Genomic DNA, 25658 nt, shown 5'->3' with positions numbered 1-25658 from the left:
CGGGGAGATATCTCCATGAAGAAGAACGACCCGATTGCTACCTCGCGCCGCACCCTCCTGAAGGCCGGCGCCGGCTTCCTGGGCGCCAGCCTCCTGGGGGGCCTGCCCTTCCGCTCCTTCGCGCAGGCCGCCGTGCTCAAGCCCGCGGACCGCTGCTTCGTCTTCGTCTACTTCTCGGGCGGGTGGGATCAGCTCCTCGCCTTCGACCCGAGAGACCCGGACGTCTTCACGCCCGAGCGCGTGGCGGAGACGCGCATCCTCCCGGGCTACAACCTCTTCACGGATGGGACGGCCCCGTTCCCCATCACTCCCGCCGGTTCCAACATCACCTTCGGTCCGGCGGTGGCCAACCTGACCAAGCACTACAACCGCATGGCGGTGGTGCGTGGCGTCAACATGACCACGCTCGCGCATGAAGAGGGCATGCGCTACTTCATCACCGGCAAGCGCCCCATCGGCGCCGCGGCGCGTGGCTCGTCCACGGCCACGGAGGTCGTCGGGCAGCTGGTGCCCACCGTTCCCATTCCGTCCATCGCGTACGGCGTCGAGTCGTACAACGACCGCTACCCCGGCAGCGCCAACGCGCTTCGGGTGAGCCGCTCGACGGACCTCGTGAACACGCTGAAGCCGAGCACCCGGAAGCTGGACAGCCAGATCGAGACCGAGCTGCTGGCGCTGGGGGGGGAGCCCGTCACGTGTGACGAGGCGGCCCTGAGCGCGGGCGGGGTGGGAGACTCCTATCACACGAGCCGGGAGCAGGTGCTGCAGGTGCTGCAGGGCGGGCTCAGCGAGAAGTTCAACTTCGCGGTGAAGAACACCGAGAACAACGCGGTCCGTGCCTTCTACGGGCTGCCGGACACGGGGCCGTACGACAGCGCGGCGGGGCGCGCGGCGCTGGTGGCCACGGCGCTGAAGCTGGGCATCAGCCAGTGCGTGTCCATCAACCTGGTGGGCGGCCTGGACACGCACTTCGGCACGCAGACGACGCACCTGTCCAACCTGCGCACGGGCTTCAACGCGCTGGCGCGGCTGGTGGATGACCTGGAGAGCACCCCCCACCCGTCCGGCGGCGACTTCATGGACCACACCACCATCCTGGTGTTCTCCGAGTTCGCCCGCACCCCGCTCATCAACGCCACCAACGGCCGGGATCACCACCTGACGAACAGCTGCCTGCTGATGGGCGCTGGCGTGAAGCACAACATGGTGTTCGGCCACAGCGGTGACATCGGCATGGCGGCGGGCCTGGTGGACCTGAAGACGGGTGCCAAGGACTCGAACAACGGAGAGAGCATCCTCCCGGATCACATCATCGCGACGGTACTGGCGTCCGCTGGTCTGGATTACAGCATCACCCGCGTGGAACCCCTCAAGCCGCTGCTGGCGACGTGATGAAGACCCGAGCCTCGTACCGTATCGGCCCCCTGATGCTCGCGGCCCTGCTGTCCGGCTGCGAGCCCGCGCCGTCCCTCCCTCAGGACCACCCGAGTCCCCAGCCCTTCGCGCCGGTGCAGGTGCGGACGGAGGTGGATGTGGCGCCAGCGTCCGGGTTCGCGGACCAGACGGGGGGCGGCATCTTCGCGACGGCGGACGGCAACGTCATCCGCCTGCGGCTGGACGGGACGAAGGCGGCGCTGGAGAGCCACCCGGGCAACACGGTGACGCCGGGCCGGGCCCGCGCCGTCTTCCGGATGGGGGCGGGCTCGGCGCTGGTGGAGGCGGACAATGGCCTCTTCCTGGCGCAGTCGGGCTGGCTCATCGCCCCGCCCTGGCGCGAGGTGCTGGGCACGGGGCTGGTGGCCACGGCGGCCACGCCGGATGGTGCGGTGTGGCTCGGACATGCCTCGGGGCTGTACCGGCTGCAGGGCGGCGCGCTGTCCGCGCTCAAGGTGAATGGCCAGGCGCTGGACGGCATCACCGCGCTGGCCTCGGCGCCCGCGGAGGATGGGGCGCAGGGCCTGTGGTTCCTCCGCCAGGAGACGCTGAGCGTCGCCGTGCGCACCGCCCCGGGCACGTGGCAGGTGCGCCAGGTCTCCTCGCTGCCGCTGCAGGAGGGCGAGCGCGTGGTGGGGCTGGCGGGGCTGGGTGCCTCGGAGAAGGGCAAGGGCGAGGCGTGGGTGCTGACGTCGTCGCGGCTGCTGCGGCTCGCGGAGGACGGGTGGCGGCAGGTGGCGCTCGCGCGCAAGCCGGAGCAGGTGCTGGGGGCGGGGCGCTTCATCTGGGTGAACATGGACGGCAAGCTGCTCGCCCATGACGCGGAGACGGGCACGTGGGGCGAGGCCTCGGGCGTGGACACGCGCGAGTTCCGCTTCCTGGCGGCCGACGAGAGCGGGTGTGCCTGGGTGCAGCTCGGCGCCGAGACGGTGGCGCTCAGCAAGGGCCCGGTGCCGCGGGTGCTCGGACTGCTCGAGGGCTCGCAGGTGGTGGAGGACTCGCTGGTGGTGAGCGCGCGGCTGGTGCCGGGCGTGGCGCCGCTGACCTTCACCTACGAGGTGGCGGGCGTGGAGGTGCCGGTGCGTGGCCCCGCCTACAGCCTCGGCGGCACGGAGGCGGATGGCACGCCCAAGGCCTATTCCTTCGTGGGCCTGGAGCCGGGGATTCACTCGCTCTCCGCCGTGGCGCGCTACGCGGATGGGACCGAGGCCCGGCGCGTGGTGAGCTTCGACTACCAGCCCCTGTCCACCGTGGCGCTCGGCTGGGACAAGGACATCCGTCCCATCCACGAGGCCCGGTGCGCGAAGTGCCATGACACCGGTCCGGCGCGTCCCCTGGGCACGTATACGCTCTGGAAGGACAACGCGGAGAGCATCATCGCGGCCGTGAAGGATCAGCGCATGCCCGCGGATGGCCCGTTGGATCCGCAGCTCATCTCCCTCATCCAGCGCTGGGCGGCTACCGGCGCGAACCCCTGAGGCGTTTCATCATGAACCGAGTCTCCCGCGCGTCGCTCGTGCTCGCCCTCCTGTCGGCTGCGTGCCAGCCGGAGGTGGAGCCCACCGAGCCTCTCCCGGCGGTGGATCCCTGCGCGGGCCTGCCGCCCCTTGCCCTCTCCGCGAGCCCCACCCGCACGCGGGTGAAGGAGCCCGTCACGCTCACGGCCACGGGAGGCAGCGGCCACTACCGCTACCTCGTCGAGCCCGGTGGCTCCTCGGGAGAGATGCGCGGCTCGCGTTTCGTCGCCGGGGTCACGCCGTCCACGGACACGCTGGTGGTGGAGGATCTGCGCTGCCCCGGAGACGCGAGCACTCAGGTGGAGGTGGTGGCGGCCTTCGACGTGGCGCCCGCGCGGGCCACGCTGAAGCCGGGCACGTCCTTCCAGGTGCAGGTGACGGGGCAGATGGGCGAGCCCGTCTTCTCCCTGGACCGGAGCGACGTGAACAGCACGGTGACGCCCTCGGGCATGTACACGGCGGGCTCGGGCACGGGCGTGGACCTGGTGCGCGTGCGCGACAGCCGCACGGGTGACGAGGCCGTGCTCCAGTTCGAGGTCCGCGCGGACGCGGTGCTGCGCGGCTCGCCGGCGCTGTTGGCGGTGCCCGCGGGCTCCTCGGTGCAACTGGAGACGGTGGGCGGCAGTGACCGCATCGTCTGGACGAAGGTGTCCGGTCCGGGCTCCGTGGAGGGTGGACGCTTCGTGGTCGAGCCGGGCGCGAAGGGCGCGGCGGTGCTGGAGGCGGCGGACCCGTTCACGAACCAGAAGGCCTCGGTGTCGGTGCGCGTGCTGGACGAGTTGACGCGCGACACGCAGCCGCACGGGCAGATCACCGACACGGCCGCGGTGGTGACGGCGGACTTCGATGGGGACGGGGTACCGGACGTGGCGGTGGGCCGGCCGGAGAGCGATCTCTCCCGGCCCCAGGGCGGCGCGGTGTTCATCTTCAAGGGGAGCCTCTCGGGTATCCCCGAGCAGCCCACGTGGGTGCTCACCGGCGAGACGGACACGGCCCGGTTCGGCGACGGACTGGCCGCGGGCGACATCGACAAGGACGGGAAGGCGGAGCTGGTGGTGTCCTCGCCGGGCGCGGACGTCACCATCGACGGCTCGGGCGCGGTGTACCTGTACCGTTTCGGCACCAGCGGGCCGGAGCGCATCCGCACGCCCCTCTCCGGGGTGGGCCGGGGCGCCTTCGGCACGGGCGTGGCGCTCGCGGACGTGGACGGGGACGGGGACCTGGACGTGCTGGCGGGCTCGCCGAACGGTGACCTGGCGTCCAGCGGCGGACTCGTCAATCGCGGCGTGGTGGACATCTTCCAGCTCACCCCGGGCCAGCCCGTGCCGGACCTGCCCACCATCCGTCTGGGTGGCACCGACCAGAGCGTGAGCGGCACCATCGAGCAGCGCTCCCGGACGAACATGGGCCAGGCGGTGGTGGTGGCGGACCTCAACGGGGACGGGCGGGCGGACATCGCCGCGCTGGGCAAGACGTCGCGCTACCGGGCGGATGGCACGTCCGCGGGCGTGATTCAGCCGGCGGTGTCCGTGTTCTTCGGCCGGGCCGAGGGCAATCGCTTCCGCGCCACGCCGGACGTCTACGTGCTGCCCACGAACGCCGCGGACGGTAACGAGGGCACCTGGCGCCTGGGCACCATTCCGGCCGAGGGGTCGCGGCCGCCGCTGCTGGTGGTGCTGCTGGACCGCGCGGACTCGCCGGACCTCCGGAGCACCGGCGGACTGGGGGCGATGACGGACGCGGGCGGGGCTTTTCTCTTCGACGTGAGCACGTACGCCCCCACGGGCGACCCCTCGACCACGCCGCCGCAGCAGCTGCTCGCCAACGCGTATGCCCGTTTCTACGGGGACGCGGCCTCCATCGTGGCGGGGCGCGGCTGGGCCGCGGCGGACGTGGACGGCACCCCCGGCCTGGAGCTGCTGGTTGGCGCGCCCTACGCGACCGTTGGCACGGGCACCGCCGCGATGCGCTATGGCGGCAAGGTGCTGGTGTACCCGCTGACGGGGCTGGCCAGGGGTACCGTCCTCAACAAGCCGGTCACCTTCCTGCCGGGCGCGGCGAAGTCGGACGCCTTCGGGGTGGGCATCGCAGCCTGGGCGCTGCCGGACAACCCGGCGCTGGTGGTGTTCGCGGGCCGGGCCTCCGCGCCGGACGGCCGTGCCTTCACCGGACGGGTGGATGGCTTCATGAAGGAGGGTGACACGCTCGCGGCGTGGAAGCGCACGAGCTACCTGGTGCCGGCCAGGCCGAGCGTGGAGCGCTTCGGCGAGTCGGTGGCGGTGGCGCGCAGCGGGGCCAACGTGGTGGCGCTGGTGGGCTCGCCGGGCTTCCACGGCCCGGGCATCAACCAGGATGGCAACGACCTGTCGGCGGGCCGGGCGTGGACGTTCGGCGCGGCGGGCGGCGCGGGCACGCTCGCGGCCGAGGGAACGAACTCGCCGCTGTACAACGGGCGCAACGTGGGCACGGACGTGGCCTTCTCCGACTTCAACGGAGATGGGCGGCCGGACCTGGTGCTGGGCGCGCCGGCCTTCACCGTGCCCCGGACCGCCTCGAACGCCAATGAGCTGGGCAACGCGTACCATACGGTGAGGACCGAGTGTCTGCCCACGGGCTCGACCGACCTGCAGTCGGGCGGCGTGCTGGTGTCGCTGGCGCAGGCGGACGGCACCTACAAGCCGGCGTACCGGCTGTGGGCGATTGGCAGCGTCACGTGCGGCAGCAGCACCTGCGCGCGCAACGGCATCGGGCGCGGGGTGGTGGGCGGCTTCGACTTCAACGGCGACGGCATGCAGGACATCGGCGCGCTGCGCAACAACGGCTTCGAGCTCTTCCTGGGACGTGCGCCGGATGACGTCACGCTGGCCAAGCGGACCATGGCGTGCGACCCCGGCTACTCCTCGCTCTACTTCTCGCAGGCGACCTCGGTGCCGGTGGCGCTGGGGGACCTGAACGGGGATGGCTGCCACGAAGTGGGGTGGCGCTACTCGGATGGCAGCACGCGCTCGGGCGTGGCGGTGCTGTTCGGCTTCGACAAGGGCGGGACCCGGTGCGGTGGACGCAAGGAGGCGAAGGTGGTGCGGCTGGCGGCGGACCCGGAAGTGGGGATGAACTTCATGGGGCTGGGCCTGTCGATTGCCCGCGTGGGCCGCGTGCTGGGCAAGGATGGCGCGGACTACCTGGCGGTGAGCGCGACGAACGTGCCCTACAACGGCGTGACACAGCCGGCGGTGATGCTCTTCGACACGGCGAAGCTGAGGGACGCGTGGCTGGGCACGTCGGGCAAGGACGTGGTGGGCGCGCTCGAGATCCCCTTGCAGACCAAGGTGGTGGTGCACCGCTCGCGGGCGGTGGGTTTCGGCTCGGTGCTGGCCGGTGGGGTGGACCTGACGGGTGACGGGGCGCCGGAGCTGGTGGTGAGCGCCCCGGGCGCGTCGGTGGCCTCGGATGGTGGCGGCGCGGTGTTCGTGTACGCGGGCGGGCCGGGGCTGTCCGGCGCGCTCACGCCCCTGCTGACGCTGACGGGAGACGTGGCGGAGCGCTCGGGCTTCGGCACCGACCTGGCGCTGATCGCCGGGAGTGGCAGCTCTCCGCCCACGCTCGTCGTCGGCGCGCCGCTCAGCTACCGCACGGGTACGCAGAACGGCACGGCCTTCCTGGTGCCGCTCGGCTTCTAGGCCCGGCCTCAGTGCGCCATGGCGGTGGAGGGCTCGGAGATGCCTTCGAGCACCCGGCCGGCGAGCCGCTGGTCCTCCATCTCCATGGCGAGGTCTCCCAGGGAGACGATGCCGATGAGCCGCTCGCGCTCGTCCACGACGAGCAGGCGGCGCACCTGGAGCTCCCTCATCTGATGGGCGACTTCCTCCACGTCGTCGTCCACGGAGCACGTCTGCACGTTGCGCGTCATCACGTCGGCGACGGAGGCCGTGCGCGGGTTGAAGCCCAGGGCCAGTCCTCGCACGACGATGTCCCGGTCGGTGAGGATGCCCACGACGCGCTCTCCGTCCACGACGGGCAGGGAGCCCACGTTGAGCAGGCGCATCATCTCGGCGGCGGCCATCAACGTCGTCCCCGGGTGGGCGGCGACGGCGTCCGGAGTCATCACGTCACGAATCTTCATGGGACGCACCTCATGGGTGTGGATGCTTCGCAGGGGAGGGTGTGTCCGCTCCGGCGTGGCTGCCGCGCATTCCGCAATCCCTGTCCGCGACTGGACGCCCGCCCCCCGGGCGGAGGGGCCTCGTGGCGCCTCGGGCGTGCGCATCGTTGAGCACATGGGGAGCGAAGTCATTGGCTGGTTCAGCTCGTTCGTGCTCGTGCTGACCATCGCCAATCAGGTCTACAAACAGTGGCGTTCCGGCACCAGCGAGGGGGTATCCACGTGGCTCTTCGTGGGGCAACTCACCGCCTCCACGGGCTTCACCCTCTACAGTGTGCTGGTGGACAACTGGGTCTTCGTGGTGACCAACGCCTTGATGTTGCTGAGCGCGCTGGTGGGGCTCGCCATCGTGGTGAAGCACCGGCGCGCGGAGCGGATGAAGTCCCGGCGTGGCACGGTGCCCACGGGCATGAGCCCCGCGAGGGCCTGAGCCGGGCCGCCCGGCGAAACCGAGAGCCCCCAGGCTCCTCCGCGGGAGGGGCAGGGGGCCGGGCCGTGAGGTGTTCGGCGTGGGTTCCGGCGAGGGGTTCAGCTCACCGGCTGCGGAGACATCTGGCGGGTGAGCTCCTCGGGCGACTTCATCATGGAGGGGTGGCCGCCGTGCTGGATGCGCTGCTGCTCGTCGATGGGTGCGGAGAACGTCTTGGCGATCTTGTTGTAGGTCCCCAGGATGAGGATGGTGGGTGCCCACTGGCCGACGAAGTTCGCCCAGGTCTTGCGTCCGCTGATCATCAGCAAGGCGCTGGCGGCCATGCACCCGATGGCGACGCCGAGGAAGCCGATGGAGGGAATGCGCCGCGTCTGCATCTCCACATTGGTGGTGACCGCGTCCTCGTTCTTCATGTCCGGTGCCTCCGGTGGTGAGAGGTGTGAGGCAAAGGTGCGCATGAGGGAGGGGGGGGTGGAGGGGAGGAGCCTCCCTGCCTGCTGTCCGGGCGGGCGCCGGGGCGGTGGGGTTGGCCGTGCGGGCGGGTCCGATCAGATTGTGGGGACTCTGACGCGAGGGGCGGGGAGGAGGACGGTATGGGACGCAAATCCGAGGTGGAGAAGCTGCGCAGCCTGGCGCAGATGGACGTGGACGCGGTGGGGGCGTACGACGCGGCGATCGCGCGGGTGAAGGAGCCGATGGTGCGCGAGCGGCTGAACGACTTCCGGGTGGACCACGTGCGGCACGTGCAGGAGCTCAACGCGTTCATCCGCCAGTTCGGGGGAGAGCCGGTGGAGTTGAGGCCGGACCTGAAGGGCGCGGCGATGAAGGGCCTGACGGCGATGACGAGCATGATGGGGACGGAGGCGGCGCTGGTGGCGATGCTCGGCAACGAGGAGTTCACCAACCGGGCCTACGAGCTGGCGCTGAGCTTCGAGTGGAGCCCCGAGGTGCGCGCGCTCATCCAGAAGAACCGGCGGGACGAGGAGCGGCACATCACGTGGGTGAAGGACGCGGTGCGCCAACGCCCCTGGGTGGTGGCGGACGAAGGCGCCGAAGCGCAGGCCTGAGCGCAGACCCCCGGGTGCAATTTCCCCTCTCCCCCTGGGAGAGGGCCAGGGTGAGGGTCTACATTCGCTGACCCCATCCCGCGCGGAGCGCGGAATTCCGAGCCCTGGAGGCCCCACCGTGAGTGACACCCTGCCCGAGCTGCGCGAGACGTTGAGGGAGCTGGTCGCGCTGGACACGACGTCCACGCGTCCCAACGCGCCGCTGGTGGACAAGGCGGGAGCGCGGCTGGAGGCGGCGGGTTTCCAGGTGGAGCGGGTGACGTACCGGGACGGGGCGGGGGTGGAGAAGGTGAACCTCGTTGCCGTGAAGGGCGGCGGCGGCGAGGAGCGGGCGGCGCTGGCGCTGGTGGGGCACACGGACTGCGTGCCGTACGACGCGGAGTGGACGGACGCGCTGCGGCTGACGGAGCGGGACGGGAGGCTGTACGGCCGGGGAGCGTGTGACACGAAGGGCTTCATCTCCTGCGCGCTGTACGCGGCCACGCACTTTCCGGGGAAGCTGAAGGCGCCGTTGATGGTGTTGCTGACGGCGGACGAGGAGCTGGGCTGCGAGGGGGCCAAGCACCTGGTGGCGCTGGGCAAGGGGCGGGCGAGGCACGCCATCGTGGGGGAGCCCACGTCGTTGGTGCCGGTGCGCGCGCACAAGGGGTACTGCCTGGCGGAGGTGGAGGTGCGGGGGCGCGAGGGGCACAGCGCGTACCCGGACGCGGGGGCGTCCGCCATCTTCCGGGCGGGGCGCTTCCTGCAGAAGCTGGAGACGCTGGCGCGCACGCGGCTGCGCGAGGAGCGGGACGAGTCCTTCGAGCCGCCCTTCACCACGGTGAACGTGGGGCTCATCAGCGGGGGCAAGGCGCCCAACGTCATCTCCGGGGCGTGCCGCTTCACGGTGGAGTGGCGCCCCATTCCCCGGCAGCCGAAGGAGCGGGTGTTGGAGCTGCTGGAGTCCATCCGGCACGAGCTGGTGCGGGACGAGCCCGGCTACGAGGCGCGCATCCAGCTGTTGCGGACGGATCCGGCGGTGGACACGCGGGCGGACGCGGAGGTGGTGCGGGTGCTGGCGGAGCTGTCCGGCAACGCGCCCATCACGGTGCCCTTCGGCACGGAGGCCCCGCAGCTCACGGAGCTGGGCGCCCAGGCGGTGGTGTTCGGCCCGGGGGACATCCGCGTGGCGCACCAGACGGGTGAGTACGTCCCCATGGAGGACCTGGTGCGGTGCGAGGCGTATCTGACCCGGGCCATCGCCCACTTCTGCGGCGCGGCGGTAGCGGGAACCCCCTAGTGAGCGGGTCAGGACGCACCCGGTCTCCTGGAGAGGAGGACTCGCCGGACTTGTTCGCTTTCCCGTGTTGGGTGCTACAGTCCTGAAAGGTAGGCCACGGGGAGGGGCCGCCAGATGCAATTCGTCCCTTTCGAAGAGGGTATCGAGGTCAAGGGACAGGCGGTGAAGGCGGTCGTGGACGGCTTCAGCAATTTCGCGGTGCTCGGGAGCGCCTACCTGCTGGACGAGGGCATTGGCACGCCCAATGCCCGGGGCCAGGCGCAGCTGGATCTGACGGGCTGGTACTCGCAGCGCTCCTGGTTGCTGTGCTTCCAGCAGATCGGCAAGCAGCTGGGGGACGGGCTGTTGACGCAGATCGGCATGGCCATCCCCCGCAGCGTGGGGTTGCCGGAGAGCGTCCGCGACATCTACAGCGCCATCAAGGGCGTGGACGTGGCGTACCACCTGAACCACCGCAAGAACGGCCGGCTCATGTTCGACCTGGAGACCGGGCGGATGGAGGAGGGGATTGGCCACTACGGCTACGAGCCGGTGCCAGGGCAGCGCAAGGTCATCAGCCTGTGCGAGACGCCGTACCCCTGCGCGTTCGATATCGGCGTGCTCACGGCCGTGGCCCAGCTCTACGAATCGAGAGCCCGCGTGGTGCATGACGAGACGAAGCCGTGCCGCAAGTGGCGGGGCGATCGCTGCACCTACGTCATCACCTGGTGAAGGGCTTCCCAGCTGGCCTGGGAGGCAGGGGGTGGGTGTCCCTCACTCCCTCGTAACTGATAGCCTGAAGACCGCAGACAGAACGGATCCCATGGCAGCGCTCAATACCCTCGGAACCACGGGCCGCGTCCTCCTGGTGGATGACAGCCCCATCGCACTCGAAGCCATCGGCTCACGGCTGATGGAGAGCGGGCTGGACGTGGTGATGACCACCTCTCCCCGCGAGTCCCTCGGGCTCGCGACCGAGGGTCCCCAACCGTTCGATCTCCTCATCCTCGACGTGATGATGCCGGAGATGAACGGCCACGAGCTGACGCGCCGCCTGCGCAGCCACGCGCGCACCAGCAACACGCCCATCCTCCTGCTTACCTCGCTGGACTCCACGGATGACCGGGTGAATGGCCTGGTGGCGGGCGCCGACGACTTCTTCACGAAGACGGCGCCGGACGCGGAGATGCTGGCCCGGGTGCGCTCGTTCATCTCGCTGGGGAAGATGCGCGCCCAGCTGCAGGCGCAGCACGAGGCCATGGCCCGCGTCATGCGCGAGCCGGACGCGCCCACCCCCCCCCAGGCGCGGGTGGAGATCATCCACCACATGCCCGTGGTGAGCGAGCGGCTCGCGCGGGCCCTGCGCGGCACGCCCGTGGGCGGCGAGTTCCAGCTCACCCAGCGCGCGCCCTCGCAGCGCCTGGGCTCCTCGGACGCGGATCTGCTCGTCGTCAGCTACGCGGTGGCGCTCGAGGGGGAGCAGCCGCTGCTCAAGCGTTTCGGCTTCGACGAGGAAGCGCCCGCCATGCTCGTGGTGGACGAGACGGAGTCCACCTCGCGGCGCGTGATGGCGTTCGACGCCGGCGCGGATGACTACCTCACGTTGCAGACGCCCATGGCCGAGCTGGCCGCCCGTCTGGCCAGCGCCCTGCGCCGCCAGCGCCGCCAGCGTCAGCTGCGCACCTCGCGCGACCGCGCCATGCTGGTGGCGGTGACGGACCCGCTCACCGGGTTGTACAACCGCGCCTACTTCCACGAGGCCCTGGGCGTCGAGTTCCGCCGTGCCCAGCGCTACAAGCACCCGATGACGCTGGTGCTGCTGGACCTGGATCACTTCAAGCAGGTCAACGACAACCTCGGCCACACCGCCGGGGACCAGGCGTTGCGCGAGGTGTCCCTGCGGCTGCGGCAGACGGCGCGCTCGACGGACGTGGTGGCCCGGCATGGAGGCGAGGAGTTCGCGATGATCCTCCCCGAGACGGACCTGGAGCACGGGCTGATCGCCGCCGAGCGCTTCCGGGCCGCGGTGGACGGGGCCACGGTGCACGGGGCCCGGGGAGGCAGCCGCGCGCTGACCATCAGCGCCGGAGTGGGGTGCTACCCCGCGCACGCCACCTCCATGTCCGAGCTCATCGAGCTCACGGACGCGGCGCTCTACAGCGCCAAGCGCCAGGGCCGGAACCGGGTGTGCCCGGTGACGGTGGGAACGGCGGAGCCCGCGCAGGCCCCGGCGCCCGTTGCCAACTCCACCAGCAGCGTCCTGGAGCGGCTGCGCCGGCTCGTGGCGGAGGACGTGGAAGGTCCGCTCACGGCCACGCGCACGGCCGCCCGCATGTTGCACGAGGCCTCCGCTCCCGGAGACGCGCTGCACATCCTCACCACGCAGCTGCGCACCTCCTCCGACGAGGTCCGGCAGGAATTGATGCGGGTGATGGACGATCTCTCCCGGTCCATCCTCGACGCCGGGCGGGCGGGCGCCCCACGCGAGCACAAGTGACGCCCTCCCTCCCCTCTCCCCTCGGGAGAGGGACGGGGTGAGGGTATCCGAGCCCGTTCTCCATCCTGTGGCCCCTGATGTAGGCAGGGGGTTCACAGCACCCCTGGGATGGGTGTAGTTGGTGCTCCAACTGATTGGAAGGAGAACGGGACATGAGGAAGAGGTTGCTGGCACCACTGTGCGCCTTCGTGCTCGCCACGGGGTGCGTGCCGCAGGGCAAGTACGACGCGGCGATGCAGAGGGCCCAGACACTCGACGAGCAGTTGCAGGAGGAGAAGGGGGCGCGGGCGGCGGCGGACGCGAAGGTGCGCCAGCTGGAGGAGCAGGTGAAGGGGCTGGAGGAGAAGGTGGCGGGGCTGGAGCAGGAGAAGGTGGCGCTGAACACGCGGCTGACCACGGCGGAGACGCGGCTGACGGCGGGAGCCGCCGAGCGCCGGGCCCTGGAGCAGAAGAACGCCGAGCTCACCGCGCTCAACGAGGAGCTGGCGAGCTCCAGGCGCAAGCTGGCCGAGGCCAAGGAGGCGCTGGAGAAGCGGAGCGCCGAGTACGAGAGCCTGGCCAAGAGCCTGGAGAAGGAGATCTCCGAGGGGAAGATCGAGCTGTCGGAGCTCCGGGGCCGGATGACGGTGAACATGAAGGACAAGATCCTGTTCGCCTCGGGCTCGGCGCGGGTGGGCAAGGAAGGCGCGGACGCACTGGCGAAGATCGCCGAGGCGCTCAAGGGGGTGCAGGGGAAGATCATCCGGGTGGAGGGTCACACGGACGACTTGCCCACGGACCCGAAGGGGCCGTTCCCATCGAACTGGGAGCTGAGCCTGGCTCGGTCGATGGCGGTGGTGCGCTCGCTGCAGGACGCGGGGGTGGACCCCACGGTGCTGTCGGCGGCGGGCTACGGCCCGTACCAGCCCATCGCGCCCAATGACACGCCGGAGAACCGCAGCCTCAACCGGCGCATCGAGATCGTCCTGGCGCCCGGAGTGGCCACGGGCGGCCGCTGAGCCGGGTAATCGGAGGAGGTCCCCTCCGGACGCGGTCTTCACGAACTTGTCCAACAGTTGGACAAGTTTGGAGAGACCGCGCCCGGCGGGTTCCCGGGCTGTCTCAGACCGGCCGAGTGGCCTCGGCGATGCACGCGATGGCTTGAGCGGGGTCACAGCCATTGAGGCCGGCCCCCCACGAGGCGTTCGCTTCGAGAAGGGCCCACCCCCGTCCCCGGATGAGCGCGGCATCCAGTACGCACGTTCGGGGAAGCGGATGGGCGCGAGCGAACGCTCCCAGGAATGCCTCGGCCTCCGGGGCCGAGCCCTCTCCGCCTTCGTAGAGCGCGCACGTGCGCACCTGCTGGCCGAGCACGAAGGCGCGTGCCTCCGCCTGGATGTCCACGACCTCGGCGGATTGCACGATGGTGTCCGCAGTGAGTCCCCGGCACTCCTCCTCGAGTTCCGCGAGCCCTCGATAGACGCGGGCGCGGAACTGCTTGGGGACGAGCGGCTTGATGAACCGGGGGAAGGATTCGTACGCGGCGCGCTCCAGGGTGGAGTCGTGCACCTCGCGCTGGAGCCACGCCGGGTCCAACGTGAGGAGCAGGTCATCCGGAGGAGACACCAGCTCCAGCCCGAGCTTCTGGGCCAGGACGAGGCAGAAGGTGTCGTTGCCGTAGAGGCGCACGCGCTGGCGGTCCACCTCGGGCGGACTCCAGAAACGGTCGATGCGCAGGACTGCCCCGCCACTTGCCTGCCATGCCCGAGCGACCGCATCTCGCTCCGGGTCCGCCTTCTCGGGGATGAGCAGCGTGAGGCCGTCGATCATGGGCTTCATGCCCCAGCTGTGTTGGGAGTGGCGGGTGCAGGTGGGCGGAGTGGGAACACGGAGAGGATTGCACTCGCGAAGGGCATATTCCTCCCTTGCTCATCCCGTACGTCGATGCGCGACAGTGCCTCGCGTGCCTGCTCCGGGTCCATGCCTTTCAAGGCCTGGGTGAAGCCGGTAATCGCGCTCTTTCGCTGAGCATTCAGCGTGCTGATACCCAGTCCCAGGTCCTTGATGGCTTCTTCGGCCATCGAACGACGCGTGGGATTGTCCGTGGGCTGCACGGTCCCATTGCTGGTGAAGATGAAGTACTCCCGGCAGTCAGGCATGAGCGGGTGCACCCGAAGTGCTTTGCTTCCCTTGAGGGAGCCGCAGTGGCTCTTCTTGGTGCAGGATGCCAGGAGGTTGGTGTAGTCGAAAACGCGCTTGGGGGAAGTGTGGCGTGACTCCAAGTGCTCGATATGCGAATTCGCACTTTCGATGCGCTGCTCACAATAGCAGCAGACGAAGCCCTGCTCGTCCAGAAGTGCTTGCTTGACCTGGGATTTGACTTCGAGCCAGTCCTCATCGGTGCTGTCCCAAGGAGGCTGCTTGTGGGTTGCCTTGCGCTTCTTCCAGGCCGAGAACTCCGCCGACCCGGTCCCCTTGACGATAGATCTCATCGGGAGAGCAACTCCCGGGTGCGTAGGATGGCGTCAGCTCGAGCGAACTCGGGCTCGCTTGAGCCGATGAGCGATTCTATCTTCTGCCGGAGTGAGCGGGCTTCGTCTATTTTTCCCTGATCGATGAGGTGGAAGTAGTCGCTCAGCATCTGCTTGATTTCGATCGGCCGCTCGTCGTCACCCATGAGGTCTTCGAGGATGCGGTTGGAATCACGGCCGAACGAGGCATCGGGATGCATCGCGTGGATCTCACCGTCCTCGTGACGGAGCAGGTAGATGCATTCTGGGCGGACTTTGCTCAGTACCTGTGGCGAGTGGGTGGTGATGATGAACTGGCTATTGGGGAATGCACTTTCCAAGGCTGGAATGACCCGGCGCTGCCAGGAGGGGTGTAGATGTGTCTCGATCTCATCGATGAGGATGATCGCGCTGCACAACTCAGGTCGAGCGGCTGCGGGGTTGGCCAGGGCCAGCCGCCTGGCGATATCCGCGCCCAGGGTCAGCAGGTATCGCTCTCCATCCGAGAGATGTCTGATATCGACTTCTGCTTCGCCCTTGCGGACGACCATGCGCATGGGCTGCCGCCGGATACGAGGGGCACTGAATCCGGGCAGCAATTTCTCAACAGCGTGTCGCACGGCTTGGAGTTGAGAATCCCGGAACTCTGCGTCATCAAGCCGCTTTTCGTTTTCAAAGTCCTCGCGCCGCCGGAACCAGGAAACGAAAGCTGAAGTGGAGGAAAGACCGGATCCGGTGAGTGCATGTTCGTAAGCGGCGAATTGGTTCTGGACTCCTCCCTCCTCGAAGAGCGGCTCGTCTCGATTCGCGCTGTGACTGGCGGCATAGTAGATGGCGAGCGGAACCGGGGTGAGTGGATCTCGTTCCACACGAGCAGCCAACTCCAAGGCATGCTCGATGAGTTTGTTCCAAGTACCGTCCAGCCCAATCTCTCCAGGCAGCGTCGATTGCCCTTTAATGCTCCAAGCCAGGTCACCCCTATCTGTGTGCGCATTGACAGTCAGGGATAAAGCTCTCTGTCCAACCTGGATATCACTCTCTTGGAGGTAGAGTGGCAGTTTTTGGCCTGGCCAATTATAGTTGGCTATTTCCTGGCGAAAACGTAGCTGGTTACGGCCTTCCACTCCTCCGCGGACACCCATTTGGACCAGCTTCAATAGAAACGCGAGAGACGCACGGAGTGCCTCGAGAATCGACGTCTTGCCTGCTCCGTTCACCCCAACGAGCACGGTCACGTTCTCGGGGAAGTCGAGCGTGAGGTTTCGGATGCCACGAAAGTGGGTCAACTCGAGCCGCTGGACCCGCATCATCTTCTCCGACATCGAAGTGTGCCTCCACTTGCCGAGGAGCCATGAGCCCGCTCGGCGTTGGCATCCTGCCCCAGTACCTCCAAGCCGTCACGCCTCCGGCAGCGCGCAGGTGTGGAGGTCGCGCAGCACCTTCCGGGCCTCGGCGATGAGCGACGGGCCGCGCACTTCGGCGCCCAGCTTCACCACCAGCTTCATGTCCGGGGTGAGCCGGTAGACGCCCTTGGAGCGCTGCACCAGTCCCGCCACCTTCATCCCGTCCAGCAGCGCGTCCGCGCCCAGCGTCACCACCAGCCGGCCCGCGCCTCCCTCCAGCGCGCGCAGCCGGAGATCCCTCATGTCGATCTTCAGCAGCGTCTGCTCCGAGAGGTTGTCCACCTCGTCCGGCGCCTCGCCGAAGCGGTCCACCAGCTCCGAGCGCAGGTCCTGGACCTCGTCCGGATTGCTCGCCTGGCTGAAGCGTTTGTAGAAGACCAGCCGCTGGTGCACGTCCGGCACGTAGTCGTCCGGAATGAGCGCCGGTATCGGCATGGTGATCTCCGGCTCGATCTGCACCCTCGGCGGCTCGCCTCGCACCTCGGCCACCGCCTCCTCCAGCAGCTGCGCGTACAGGTCGAAGCCAATCGCCGAGATGGAGCCCGACTGCTCGGAGCCCAGCAGGTTGCCCGCGCCGCGGATCTCCAGGTCGTGGCTCGCGATGGAGAAGCCCGCGCCCAGCTCCGTGAAGCGTTGCAGCACCTCCAGCCGCCGCTGCGCGTCCTTCGTCACCACCCGCCGCGTGGGCACCAGCAGGTACGCGTACGCGCGCTCCTTCGAGCGGCCCACGCGTCCTCTCAACTGGTAGAGCTGCGCCAGGCCGAACGTGTCCGCCCGGTTGACGATCATCGTGTTGGCGCTGGAGATGTCGATGCCGCTCTCGATGATGCTGGTGCACAGCAGCACCTGGTGCTTCTTCTCGGTGAACTCCAGCATCGCCTTCTCGAGCTGGCCCTCGCCCATCTGCCCGTGTGCCACGCCCACGGAGACGTTCGGCAGCAGCCGCTTGAGCGTCTCCTCCATCGAGGGCAGCGACTCCACCCGGTTGTGTACGAAGAAGACCTGGCCACCGCGGGCGATCTCCCGCTCGATGGCCTCCTTGATGGTCTGCTCGTCGAACTTCAGCACGAAGGTGCGGATGGCTCGCCGGTCCTGCGGCGGGGTGGCGATGATGCTCATCTCGCGCACGCCCGACATGGCCATGTGCAACGTGCGCGGAATCGGCGTCGCCGACAGCGTCAGCACGTCCACCAGCGCGCGCAGCTTCTTGATCTGCTCCTTGTGCTTCACCCCGAAGCGCTGCTCCTCGTCCACCACGAGCAGCCCCAGGTCCTTGAAGGTCACATCCCCACCCAGCAGCTTGTGCGTGCCGATGAGGATGTCCACCTTGCCTTCCTTGGCGCGCTTGAGGATCTCCCGCACCTCGGCGGGCTTCCTCATTCCCGAGATGACATCCACCACCACCGGGTAGTCCTTGAAGCGCTTCTTGAAGGACAGGTAGTGCTGCTGCGCCAGCACCGTGGTGGGCACCAGCACCGCCACCTGCTTGCGATCCAACGTGGCCTTGAAGGCGGCGCGCATCGCCACCTCCGTCTTGCCGTAGCCCACGTCACCGCAGACGAGCCGGTCCATCGGCTCGGACTTCTGCATGTCGCCGAGCACGTCCTCGATGGCCTTGGCCTGGTCCGGCGTCTCCTCGAATTCGAAGTCCGCCTCGAACTGGGCGAAGTACCGGTCCGGCGCGCTGAAGGCGTGGCCCGAGTGCGCCCGCCGCGCCGCCGCGATGGTGAGCAGGTCCGCCGCCATCTTCAGCAGCTGCTCCTTCACCCGCTTCTTCGTCTTCTCCCAGGACGTCGTCCCCAGCTTGTCCAGCGTCACCTGGGTGGGGTCCCCACCGGTGAACTTCTGGATGAGCCGCATGCGGCTCACCGGGAGGTAGATCTTGTCCTTCCCCGCGTACTCCAGGACGAGGAAGTCCCCGGGCACCCCGTTCACCTGCATCTTCGTCAGGCCCGCGTAACGGCCCAGTCCGAAGTCGGTGTGGACGATGATGTCCCCTTCCTTCAGGTCCTTGAAGCCCGAGGCGAACGCATCCAGGCTCTTCGAGCGCCTCGGCCGCCTGCGCGCCCGCGCTCCGAAGATTTCCTCGTCCGAGAGCACGGCGATGCCGCCCGCCCCATCCACGAAGCCGTGGCTCACCTCGCCCGTGAAGAGGTGGGCGAAGACAGAGGGCTCGAAGAGCCTGGCGGCGTCCTCTAGCGGCTCCGTGTGGACGCGCACCATCACGTTCCGGTCCAACAGCAGGCGCTTGAGCCGGTCCGCCTGGCTGAGTGTGCCGCAGGCCACCGCGCAGGCGATCCGCGTGTCCCGCCAGCGCTGGAGCCGTTCGATGAGCGGGGTGAGCGCCCCCTCCTCGCCGTGGTGGGCCAGGATGGCCTCGCGCACGTCCTGCGTCGTGCCGAAGGGGAAGAGCACCGGCGGCGCCTCGCCCTGGGTGAGCGACAGGCCCCCGCCCTCCATCACGCGGAAGGCCTGGAGCTGCTGCTCCGCCTGCGCGCGCGTCAGGAAGTGCTCCAGCGGCGGATAGGTGAGCTCCTGCTCCGCGTCGGCGGCCGCGGCCGAGCGCTCCGCCTCCGCCCACAGGTCCTCGGCCACGCGCTCGAGCCCCATGGGGTCATCCAGGTAGAAGAGCGGCTCGGGGTGCCACTGGCGCAGGTAGTCGAAGACGGTGCCCAGGCCTCCCTCGAAGAAGCCGGGCAGCAGGCCCTCCAGGCCGAAGCCGGGCAGGCCCTCGCGGATGGCATCCAGGCGTTCTCGCAGCTTCGTGGTGGGCAGGTTGATGCGGTCCGCCACGGCGCGCGCGGCGGCCTCGGCGCGCCCTCGCGTCTGCTCGGAGAAGATGACCTCGCGCGCCGGCAGGAGGATGATCTCCTTGAGCGTGTCCACCGTGCGCTGCGTCTCCGGATCGAAGGCGCGGATGGACTCGATGGTGTCGCCGAAGAACTCGATGCGGACGGGCTTCTCGTAGAGCGGGCTGAAGACGTCGATGAGGCCACCCCGCACGGAGAAGGTGCCCAGGTCCTCGACGAGCGGGCTGTTCTGGTAGCCCATGTTGGCGAGCTTCCGCGCCAGCTCGTCGCGATCCACGTCCTGCCCCGCGGTGATGCGCTCGGAGAGCTCCTTCATCACCTGCGTGGGCAGCACCCTGCGCAGCAGGCCGCGCATGGACAGCACGAGCGCGGGGAAGCGCGTGCCCTGGCTCAGGTGGAAGAGGGCGCCGAGCCGGTCCGCGACGGCATCCGCGTCCGGGGAGAGCTCGTCGTAGGGGAGCACCTCGTCGGCCGGCAGACGCAGGACGTGGGGCTCGAAGGGCGTGCCCTTGCCCCCGAGGAAGAAGGCGAGGTCATTGGCGAGGGCATCCGCGGCCTCCTCGTCCGTGGCGATGCAGACGAGTGGCGCCTTCAGGGTGCGCGTCAGCCGGGCGAGCGCGTGGCCCCGGGCGGCTCCCTGGAGACCTTGCGTGCGGACACGTTGCCCCGGGCGCAGCAACTCCAGCACACGGGCGAAGGGGTCCCCTGCCATGGGAGGCACACCGAGCGCCTCCCCACCGAGCTTCTGGGTAAAAGGAGTTTCCATCCGAGCGGGCGACCTGGGGCGCCCCCCCGGTAATTAGGAGCCGGACCCGTGTAGGTCAACGGAAGAGCGAGGAGGCCAGTTTGCGACAGGCACTCCGGCTCCCGGGCCTACAATCTCCTACTCAGCCCCGGACCCGGAAGTCCTCGTCGTCGTCGTCCTTGTCGTCATCGTCGTCGCCGCCATCCCCGCTTCCCCCGCCGTCCAGGAGCGCGGACGGAGAACGCCAGGTCTCGGTGCTGGCCGTGGCCGGGAACGGGGCTCCGGTGAGGCTCGCGAGAGCAAGCAGGGAGACGAGGGCGAGAGTGAGGAGACGCATGGGGGGAATACCTCCTGTTGGGGGGACGGCGTGGGCTGAAGGGATATTCACCCCCGGCCCGATGGGGAATCAGCCCTTCTTCATTCCGCGGATGTAGGCGACAAGGGCATCGATCTGCTGAGGGGTCAGCTTGTCCTTGTAGGCCTTCATCTTCTTGTTGCGCGGGGAGCCGTCGGCGATGGCCTCGCGGATGTCGGCGTCGGTCTGGGCCTGCTGCCAGGCCGGCTGGGACATGTCGACGATGGCCTCCTTCTTCCCCATCTGGGTCTGCGCCCGGCCATCCGGCCCGTGGCAGGACTTGCACTTGGCCGTCCAGACCTCGGCGACGGAGTCCTCCTCGGCGTGGGCGGCGGTGGCCAGGGAAAGGGAGAGCAGCAGGGCGAGACGGATCTTCATCGTGGGGGGCTCCTCGGGAGGACGACGATACGGCACGAGGCCGCGGGTTCAGTGTCGGCTGGGCGGAAGGCCAGCGGCCAGTGAAAGTTCACCGCCCTCGTGCGCTGGACTGGTGCGCCGCCACTGGCGGAAGGCCTGCCACATGAGCAGGGCCGCCAGCACCAGCAGCGTACCCGAGAGCGCCAGCGCGACGAACCGGTGCATCAGGTGCATCCGGAAGGCGAGCCGGACCGGCCACCAGTTCAGGGTCTGGTAGTCCGAGGAGAGGAGGACCTGATCGGGGGCCAGGGACTCGCGGGGCGCGATGAGCCTGCCAGGCCTGCCAGCGAGCGTGTTGCCGAGCGCATCGAGGCTCATCCCCGGACGGAGGCAGATGGCCGTGCAGCCGCACGTCCAGCTCGAGCAGGTGCGCGAGCCGGTGGCCACGATGGCGGCCCGGGCGTGGTTCTCCGTCGTCGCGGGCAGTGTGACGGAGAGCACCTGGGTGGCCACGGCCAGGCCCAGGGCCACGTTGCCCCAACGGACCCGTTCGAACATGAGCCCGAGCATGGGCGCGAAGAAGAGGACGATGGCCGCGAGGAAGCGAGGGCCCCACCCGAAGCCGCCGTCCCAGAACGAGTAGCTCGAGAGGAAGACGACGTTCCCCGCGAGCACGAGCAGCGCCAGCACGTTCAGTGGAGCCGAGGGGCCGCGGAACACGGTGGCCCTGGCGCGCACGAAGGCCCAGACGAGCACGGCCGCGAGCAGGGGCGAGTAGAGGAAGAAGCCGCGGTAGGGGCTCACCAGGAGCGCGGCGGCCTGCTCGGCCCACCGCTCGGGGACGAAGAACGCCAGCTGCTTGTCCTTGAAGAAGAGGCCGTAGCCCGTCTCCAGCGGATGGCCGAACCGGTGGAAGTTGTACCCGAGGAGCCCGGCGAACGTGCCGGCACAGAGCGCCGCCGAGAGCGCGAGGACCTTCGCCCGGGCCCACCCGTTGCGGGCCATCAGCACCACGGTCAGCACGGCCATGACGGCCAGCGAGGGCGCCGCGGCCCACCGGGTCGCGATGGCGACGCAGCCCCCGAGCGCCGCCCACGGGAGCCCCCACTCGTCCTTCTTCAGGTAGCGGCTCACGCCGTACAGCCAGAGGCTGAAGCCCAGTGCGACCAGGTTCTCCTCCTGCCCCATGCGGGCGTAGTGCCAGAAGAGGGTGCCGAGCCCCACCGCCACCGTGGCCCTGGCACTGGCGAGGTGGCTCATCCCGAGGTGGCGCAGCGCGCCGAAGCAGAAGGCGAGGGCGAGCACGGACAGCAGGGGCTGGGTGACGAGGGTGATGAGGAACCTCGCCGCGTTGTCGCGCGTGGCCTCCGAGACGGGCAGCAGCTTCGCCACCGCGAGGCTGGGGACCATCACCACGGACTGGAGCGGCCCGTAGAAGCTGAAGCGCCTGCCGTCGGGCGTCTGTGCGGTCAGGGAGGGGGAGTCGATCGCTCCGCCCCGGCCCTCGAGCCAGGAGCGTGCCGTGGCGAGCCGCAGCTCGGCGTCACTGCTCTCGAAGCCTCCGGAGGACGTGGCGAGGAACGTGAGCCAGAAGCCCGCGAGCAACAGCAGCAGGGGCGGAATCCGGAGCCGGGAGGAGCGTGAGGGTTCTGCCTGCATCATGGGCGCTATCCCCTTTCAGCCGGATATTCCCTCTCCCCTCGGGAGAGGGTCAGGGTGAGGGTATTTGTCCCTGTTCTTCAACCCACGGACTCCAGTGTGGACAGATGGTTCAACCCGGGATTCGAGGCACCCTCACCCCGTCCCTCTCCCGGAGGGCGAGGGGAAATTGGGGAGCTAGAAATCCAGGGTCCGGCCCGGCGGTACGAGCCATACCTTCTCGAGGAATCCTACCGCGCCCCGATCCGGGCCATGGTGCTTCACCGTCGCGGTCTGCACGCCCACCAACAGCGCGAGCGTCGCCAGTCCCGCGAGCAGCGGCAGCATCGCCGCCCGGCCCGTTCCGCTCAGTCCCAGCCGCACGAAGACCCAGACCGCCAGGCCGAGCAGCAGGCACAGCAGCAGCACCCCTGCCTCCGGGTTGGAGACGCCGAGGACATTGAGCGCATTGGGAGGCTGATAGCCCGCCTTCAGGAGGGGCACGGCCAGTCCGAGGACCACGTTGGACACGTCATCGGGCACGTAGTTGACGAAGGTGGCCAGGCCCGTGAACACGATGGAAGCAGTGCACAGCGCCGCGGCCACGCCCGCGAGCACCGGACGGCCCGATGTCCTCAACCGCTCCAGCACCAGGGCCGCGGGCAGCAGCAGGAAGGGCACCAGCCCCGTCAGGTGGCGAGGCCCCGTCGTCCAGCCCCACGAGTCATACGAGAAGGAGGACGTGAAGTACGTGTACCCGGCGAGCAACGCCACCACGAGCCACAAGTGCGCCCGCATCTCCCCATTGCCGCGGGCCTCGCGCCGCAGCACCCACACGCCCGGCAACGCGAGCAGCAGGAAGGGCGACAGGGTGAACAGCCCGCGTAGCGGCGAGAAGAAGGACAGGAAGAAGGCACGCGGGTCCGGGTAGCGGATGCCCAGGAAGCCTCCCAGGTGCCACGGCTGGTAGGCCGCGTCGTTGAGGTACTTGTACCCGCTCTCCAGCGGGTGTCCGAAGGCCGCCTGGTGGTACAGCATCAGCCCCACCACGAAGGGCAGTGCCCCCAACGTCGCCAGCCCGGCGCCCCGGCCCAGGCGCACCCACCGCTCACGCATGGGCTCGTCACGCCACAGCACCGTCAGCACCGCGTACAGCATCAGCCCCAGCACGCCCAGCGCGCCCGTGTACTCGGCGGCCACCGTGGCACCCGCGCAGGCTCCGGCGGCCAGGTAACCCCGCTCACGCCACTCGCCGCGCGCCAGCCGCCACAGCGCGTAGAAGCCGCCGAACAGCAACACCGCCGTCGTCTGGTGGCTCATGAAGAGCAGCGAGTAGCTGAACGCCAGCGAGCCCAGCCCGTACGTCACCGTCACCGCGTCCGCCACCGCCTCGGAGACGTAGGTTCGCAGGAAGCGGCGTACCAGCCACAGCATCCCCAGCGTGGGCAGCACCGTGAGGAAGAGCCGGCTGAAGAAGACGAGCGGTACCTCGCGCACCGCGTACAGGAAGCCGCCGCTCCACGCCCGCAGCGCCGCGTACACGGGCACCGCGGCGAAGGACAACAACGGCGCCTTGGACGGGTAGTACCGCCCGTCCTTCACCGACAGGTCGCCGACATAACCGAAGTCCTTCAACGCCCGGTTGATGTCCAGCGTCCCGTACTCCACCAGCGCCCGCGTCTGCCACAGGCGGCACAGTTCGTTGGGCGAGCGCAGGCCGGGGTGGTACGGGAACAGCAGCACGTACAGCGCCACCAGCACCGCGTACACCGCGCGCGAGCCGGGCAGGGCACTCACAGCGCGTCGCTACCCCGTTCCCCCGTGCGGATGCGCACGGCCTCGTCCACCGGCAGGACGAAGATCTTCCCATCTCCAATCTTCCCCTCGGAGCCCGAGCGGGCCGCGCGCACGATGGCGTCCACCACGCGCGTCACCATCTCGTCGTCCACCACCACCTCCACCTTCACCTTGGGCAGGAAGTCCACCACGTACTCGGCGCCCTTGTAGAGCTCCGTGTGACCCTTCTGCCGGCCGAAGCCCTTCACCTCCACCGCGGTCAGCCCGTGCACGCCCACCTCGTGGAGGGCGTCCTTCACGTCGTCCAGCTTGAACGGCTTGATGATGGCTTCGATCTTCTTCACCCGGCACCTCCAGTGGCGCGCGCCACCGCGAAGAGGCTCATTCCCACCGGCAGCTTCACCTGACTCTCGGCCTTCGCCAAGAGCGGAGCGATCCGGTCGTACACCTTGAGCTGCAGCTTCGGCACCGAGCGGCGGCGCATCACCCGGCTGCTCATGAACCAGCCCGGAATGCCCACCAGGTTCATCCACTCCAACGTCTCCACCTCGAAGCCGTTGCCCTCCAGCACCTGGCGCAGGGCCTCGGGCGTGTAGCGACGGTAGTGCCCCACCGCCTCGTCGATGGAGCCGAAGAGCTGCGGCAGCGCCGGCACCAGCACCACCACCTTGCCGTTCACGGGGAGGATCTGCCGGAAGCGGCGCACGGCCGAGGCATCATCCGGAATGTGCTCCAGCACGTTGGAGAGCACGATGGTGTCCAGCTGCTCGGCCTTGAGGGACTCCCAGTCGGCGAGCGCCACGTCCGACAGGTACGGGCGCACGTGCGGCCGGCCCCGGAACTTGTTCTTCAGCCGGTCCACGTAGAAGCGGTCCACCTCGAGCGCGATGAGCAGCTCCAGCCCCGGCTCCAGCTTCTCGGTGATGGTGCCGATGCCCGCGCCGATCTCCAGCACGCGCCGGCCCAGGTGCTCGCGGAAGCGCTGGCCCAGCCACGCGTTGTAGTTGTTGGCGCCGTCCATGCGCTCCAGCGTGGTGTAGCCCTCGTGCTGGTTGTCCGCGTCGTTCTGCACCGTGGCGTAGCGCATGAGCGTGCGCAGCCGCGCGAGCTGCGCGCCCAGCGGCCGGCGCGGCGCGGCGTCCAGCGTCACCGGCACTTCCGCCAGCCGGTAGAGCTGCGCCGACAGCTTCACGACGATCTCCGCGTCCACCGACTCGTCGTCGCTGGTGAGCGACACGGACTTGAGCGCCTCGGTGCGGAAGGCGCGCTGGCCGCAGAGCGGATCCTCCAGCGACACGTCCGTGACGAAACGGGTGATGTGCCCCAGGGCCTTGTCCGCCAGTTGCTCCGCGTCCAGCTTCGGCACCCGCCGGCTGCCGAAGACGGCGTCCGCGGCGTCCTCGCGGATGGGCCGGCACAGGGCCTCGCAGGCCTCCAGCGAGTAGGCCGCGTCCGCGTCCTGCAGGACGGTGATGTCGCCCGTCACCCGGCCGAGCGCCGCCCGGATGGCCGCTCCCTTCCCGGACAGCCCGGAGAGCACGTGCACGTGGGGCCTGGAGGGCGCGTCCACCGGCCCGTCCCCGGCGAGGATGACCTCGGTGCCGCGCGCGGCGAGGTTGTGGGCGAAGCGGGAGGCGTCCGCGGCGGACGCGGGGGTGAAGGGAATGACGAACGAGAGGGACTGGCTCACGCCCGGGTGACT

21 protein-coding genes are annotated in these 25658 nt (G+C 69.3%); 9 read left to right on the top strand and 12 right to left on the bottom strand.

The features are described 5' to 3' along the window. The first annotated feature begins 15 nt into the window (after positions 1 to 15). Genes BO221_RS24460 through BO221_RS24450 form a run of 3 tightly spaced genes read left to right on the top strand, consistent with a single transcriptional unit; the run spans position 16 to position 6628 of the window. Positions 16 to 1392 carry a DUF1501 domain-containing protein gene (locus tag BO221_RS24460; protein ID WP_073562919.1) on the top strand — a complete coding sequence of 459 codons (1377 nt, stop codon included), beginning with the start codon at positions 16 to 18 and terminating at the stop codon, positions 1390 to 1392. Next, entirely contained in the window at positions 1392 to 2912 is a 1521-nt protein-coding gene (locus BO221_RS24455) for a hypothetical protein (RefSeq protein WP_073562918.1), read from the top strand. The genes BO221_RS24460 and BO221_RS24455 overlap by 1 nt, the downstream gene beginning before the upstream one ends. 11 nt (positions 2913 to 2923) lie before the next feature. Further along, entirely contained in the window at positions 2924 to 6628 is a 3705-nt protein-coding gene (locus tag BO221_RS24450) for an FG-GAP-like repeat-containing protein (protein ID WP_073562917.1), read from the top strand. 8 nt (positions 6629 to 6636) lie between these two features. On the opposite strand, the gene BO221_RS24445 is transcribed toward BO221_RS24450, so the two are convergent. Continuing rightward, positions 6637 to 7071, bottom strand: coding sequence for a CBS domain-containing protein (locus BO221_RS24445; RefSeq protein ID WP_073562916.1), 435 nt, complete (start codon positions 7069 to 7071; stop codon positions 6637 to 6639). A gap of 154 nt (positions 7072 to 7225) precedes the next feature. On the opposite strand from BO221_RS24445, the gene BO221_RS24440 reads away from it, so the two are divergent. Then, positions 7226 to 7540 carry a PQ-loop domain-containing transporter gene (locus tag BO221_RS24440; RefSeq protein ID WP_073563246.1) on the top strand — a complete coding sequence of 105 codons (315 nt, stop codon included), beginning with the start codon at positions 7226 to 7228 and terminating at the stop codon, positions 7538 to 7540. Positions 7541 to 7638: 98 nt separating this feature from the next. Here BO221_RS24440 and BO221_RS24435 read toward each other — a convergent pair whose 3' ends face one another. Continuing rightward, on the bottom strand, positions 7639 to 7953 hold the full coding sequence (locus BO221_RS24435; protein WP_073562915.1) for a hypothetical protein: 315 nt from the start codon (positions 7951 to 7953) through the stop codon (positions 7639 to 7641). A 180-nt stretch (positions 7954 to 8133) separates the two neighbouring features. Here BO221_RS24435 and BO221_RS24430 point away from each other — a divergent pair, with 180 nt between their 5' ends. The 5 genes from BO221_RS24430 (at position 8134) to BO221_RS24410 (ending at position 13360) form a co-directional block, all read left to right on the top strand. Further along, positions 8134 to 8607, top strand: coding sequence for a ferritin-like domain-containing protein (locus BO221_RS24430; protein ID WP_043404576.1), 474 nt, complete (start codon positions 8134 to 8136; stop codon positions 8605 to 8607). A gap of 118 nt (positions 8608 to 8725) precedes the next feature. After that, positions 8726 to 9886: an acetylornithine deacetylase gene (argE, locus tag BO221_RS24425; RefSeq protein ID WP_073562914.1), complete on the top strand. Its 1161-nt coding sequence runs from the start codon at positions 8726 to 8728 to the stop codon at positions 9884 to 9886. A gap of 114 nt (positions 9887 to 10000) precedes the next feature. Then, positions 10001 to 10597 (top strand): hypothetical protein, encoded by a 597-nt coding sequence (locus tag BO221_RS24420; RefSeq protein WP_073562913.1) that lies wholly within the window; start codon positions 10001 to 10003, stop codon positions 10595 to 10597. Positions 10598 to 10688: 91 nt separating this feature from the next. Further along, a complete protein-coding gene (locus tag BO221_RS57390; RefSeq protein WP_073562912.1) occupies positions 10689 to 12362 on the top strand; it encodes a diguanylate cyclase in 1674 nt (557 codons plus the stop codon). A 152-nt stretch (positions 12363 to 12514) separates the two neighbouring features. Further along, positions 12515 to 13360 (top strand): OmpA family protein, encoded by an 846-nt coding sequence (locus BO221_RS24410; protein WP_073562911.1) that lies wholly within the window; start codon positions 12515 to 12517, stop codon positions 13358 to 13360. Between the two features lie 103 nt (positions 13361 to 13463). On the opposite strand, the gene BO221_RS52685 is transcribed toward BO221_RS24410, so the two are convergent. From BO221_RS52685 to BO221_RS24360, 10 genes are all read right to left on the bottom strand, one after another. Then, on the bottom strand, positions 13464 to 14180 hold the full coding sequence (locus tag BO221_RS52685) for an ATP-grasp domain-containing protein (protein ID WP_143195655.1): 717 nt from the start codon (positions 14178 to 14180) through the stop codon (positions 13464 to 13466). After that, entirely contained in the window at positions 14177 to 14833 is a 657-nt protein-coding gene (locus BO221_RS24400; protein ID WP_073562910.1) for a retron system putative HNH endonuclease, read from the bottom strand. The genes BO221_RS52685 and BO221_RS24400 overlap by 4 nt, the downstream gene beginning before the upstream one ends. Beyond that, on the bottom strand, positions 14830 to 16173 hold the full coding sequence (locus BO221_RS24395) for an AAA family ATPase (RefSeq protein ID WP_083681322.1): 1344 nt from the start codon (positions 16171 to 16173) through the stop codon (positions 14830 to 14832). Before BO221_RS24395 ends, BO221_RS24400 begins: the two co-directional genes overlap by 4 nt. 75 nt (positions 16174 to 16248) lie before the next feature. After that, complete coding sequence (gene mfd, locus BO221_RS24390) at positions 16249 to 19830, bottom strand: transcription-repair coupling factor (protein WP_073562909.1); 3582 nt, start codon at positions 19828 to 19830, stop codon at positions 16249 to 16251. A 121-nt stretch (positions 19831 to 19951) separates the two neighbouring features. After that, positions 19952 to 20146 carry a hypothetical protein gene (locus BO221_RS24385; RefSeq protein ID WP_073562908.1) on the bottom strand — a complete coding sequence of 65 codons (195 nt, stop codon included), beginning with the start codon at positions 20144 to 20146 and terminating at the stop codon, positions 19952 to 19954. Positions 20147 to 20215: 69 nt separating this feature from the next. Beyond that, positions 20216 to 20542, bottom strand: a complete 327-nt coding sequence (locus BO221_RS24380) for a cytochrome c (RefSeq protein ID WP_043404627.1) — start codon at positions 20540 to 20542, stop codon at positions 20216 to 20218. Between the two features lie 48 nt (positions 20543 to 20590). Then, positions 20591 to 22183 (bottom strand): hypothetical protein, encoded by a 1593-nt coding sequence (locus BO221_RS24375; protein ID WP_073562907.1) that lies wholly within the window; start codon positions 22181 to 22183, stop codon positions 20591 to 20593. Positions 22184 to 22357: 174 nt separating this feature from the next. Further along, positions 22358 to 23956 (bottom strand): hypothetical protein, encoded by a 1599-nt coding sequence (locus BO221_RS24370; RefSeq protein WP_073562906.1) that lies wholly within the window; start codon positions 23954 to 23956, stop codon positions 22358 to 22360. Beyond that, positions 23953 to 24300 (bottom strand): P-II family nitrogen regulator, encoded by a 348-nt coding sequence (locus tag BO221_RS24365; RefSeq protein WP_043404635.1) that lies wholly within the window; start codon positions 24298 to 24300, stop codon positions 23953 to 23955. Before BO221_RS24365 ends, BO221_RS24370 begins: the two co-directional genes overlap by 4 nt. Beyond that, a complete protein-coding gene (locus BO221_RS24360) occupies positions 24297 to 25646 on the bottom strand; it encodes a bifunctional glycosyltransferase/class I SAM-dependent methyltransferase (RefSeq protein WP_073562905.1) in 1350 nt (449 codons plus the stop codon). The genes BO221_RS24365 and BO221_RS24360 overlap by 4 nt, the downstream gene beginning before the upstream one ends. Between the last annotated feature and the right edge of the window lie 12 nt (positions 25647 to 25658).

The sequence above is a fragment of the Archangium sp. Cb G35 genome (assembly GCF_001896145.1).
Taxonomy (GTDB): domain Bacteria; phylum Myxococcota; class Myxococcia; order Myxococcales; family Myxococcaceae; genus Archangium; species Archangium violaceum.
Note: the sequence above shows the minus strand (reverse complement) of the source record. Positions and strands in the feature narration are given on the sequence as shown.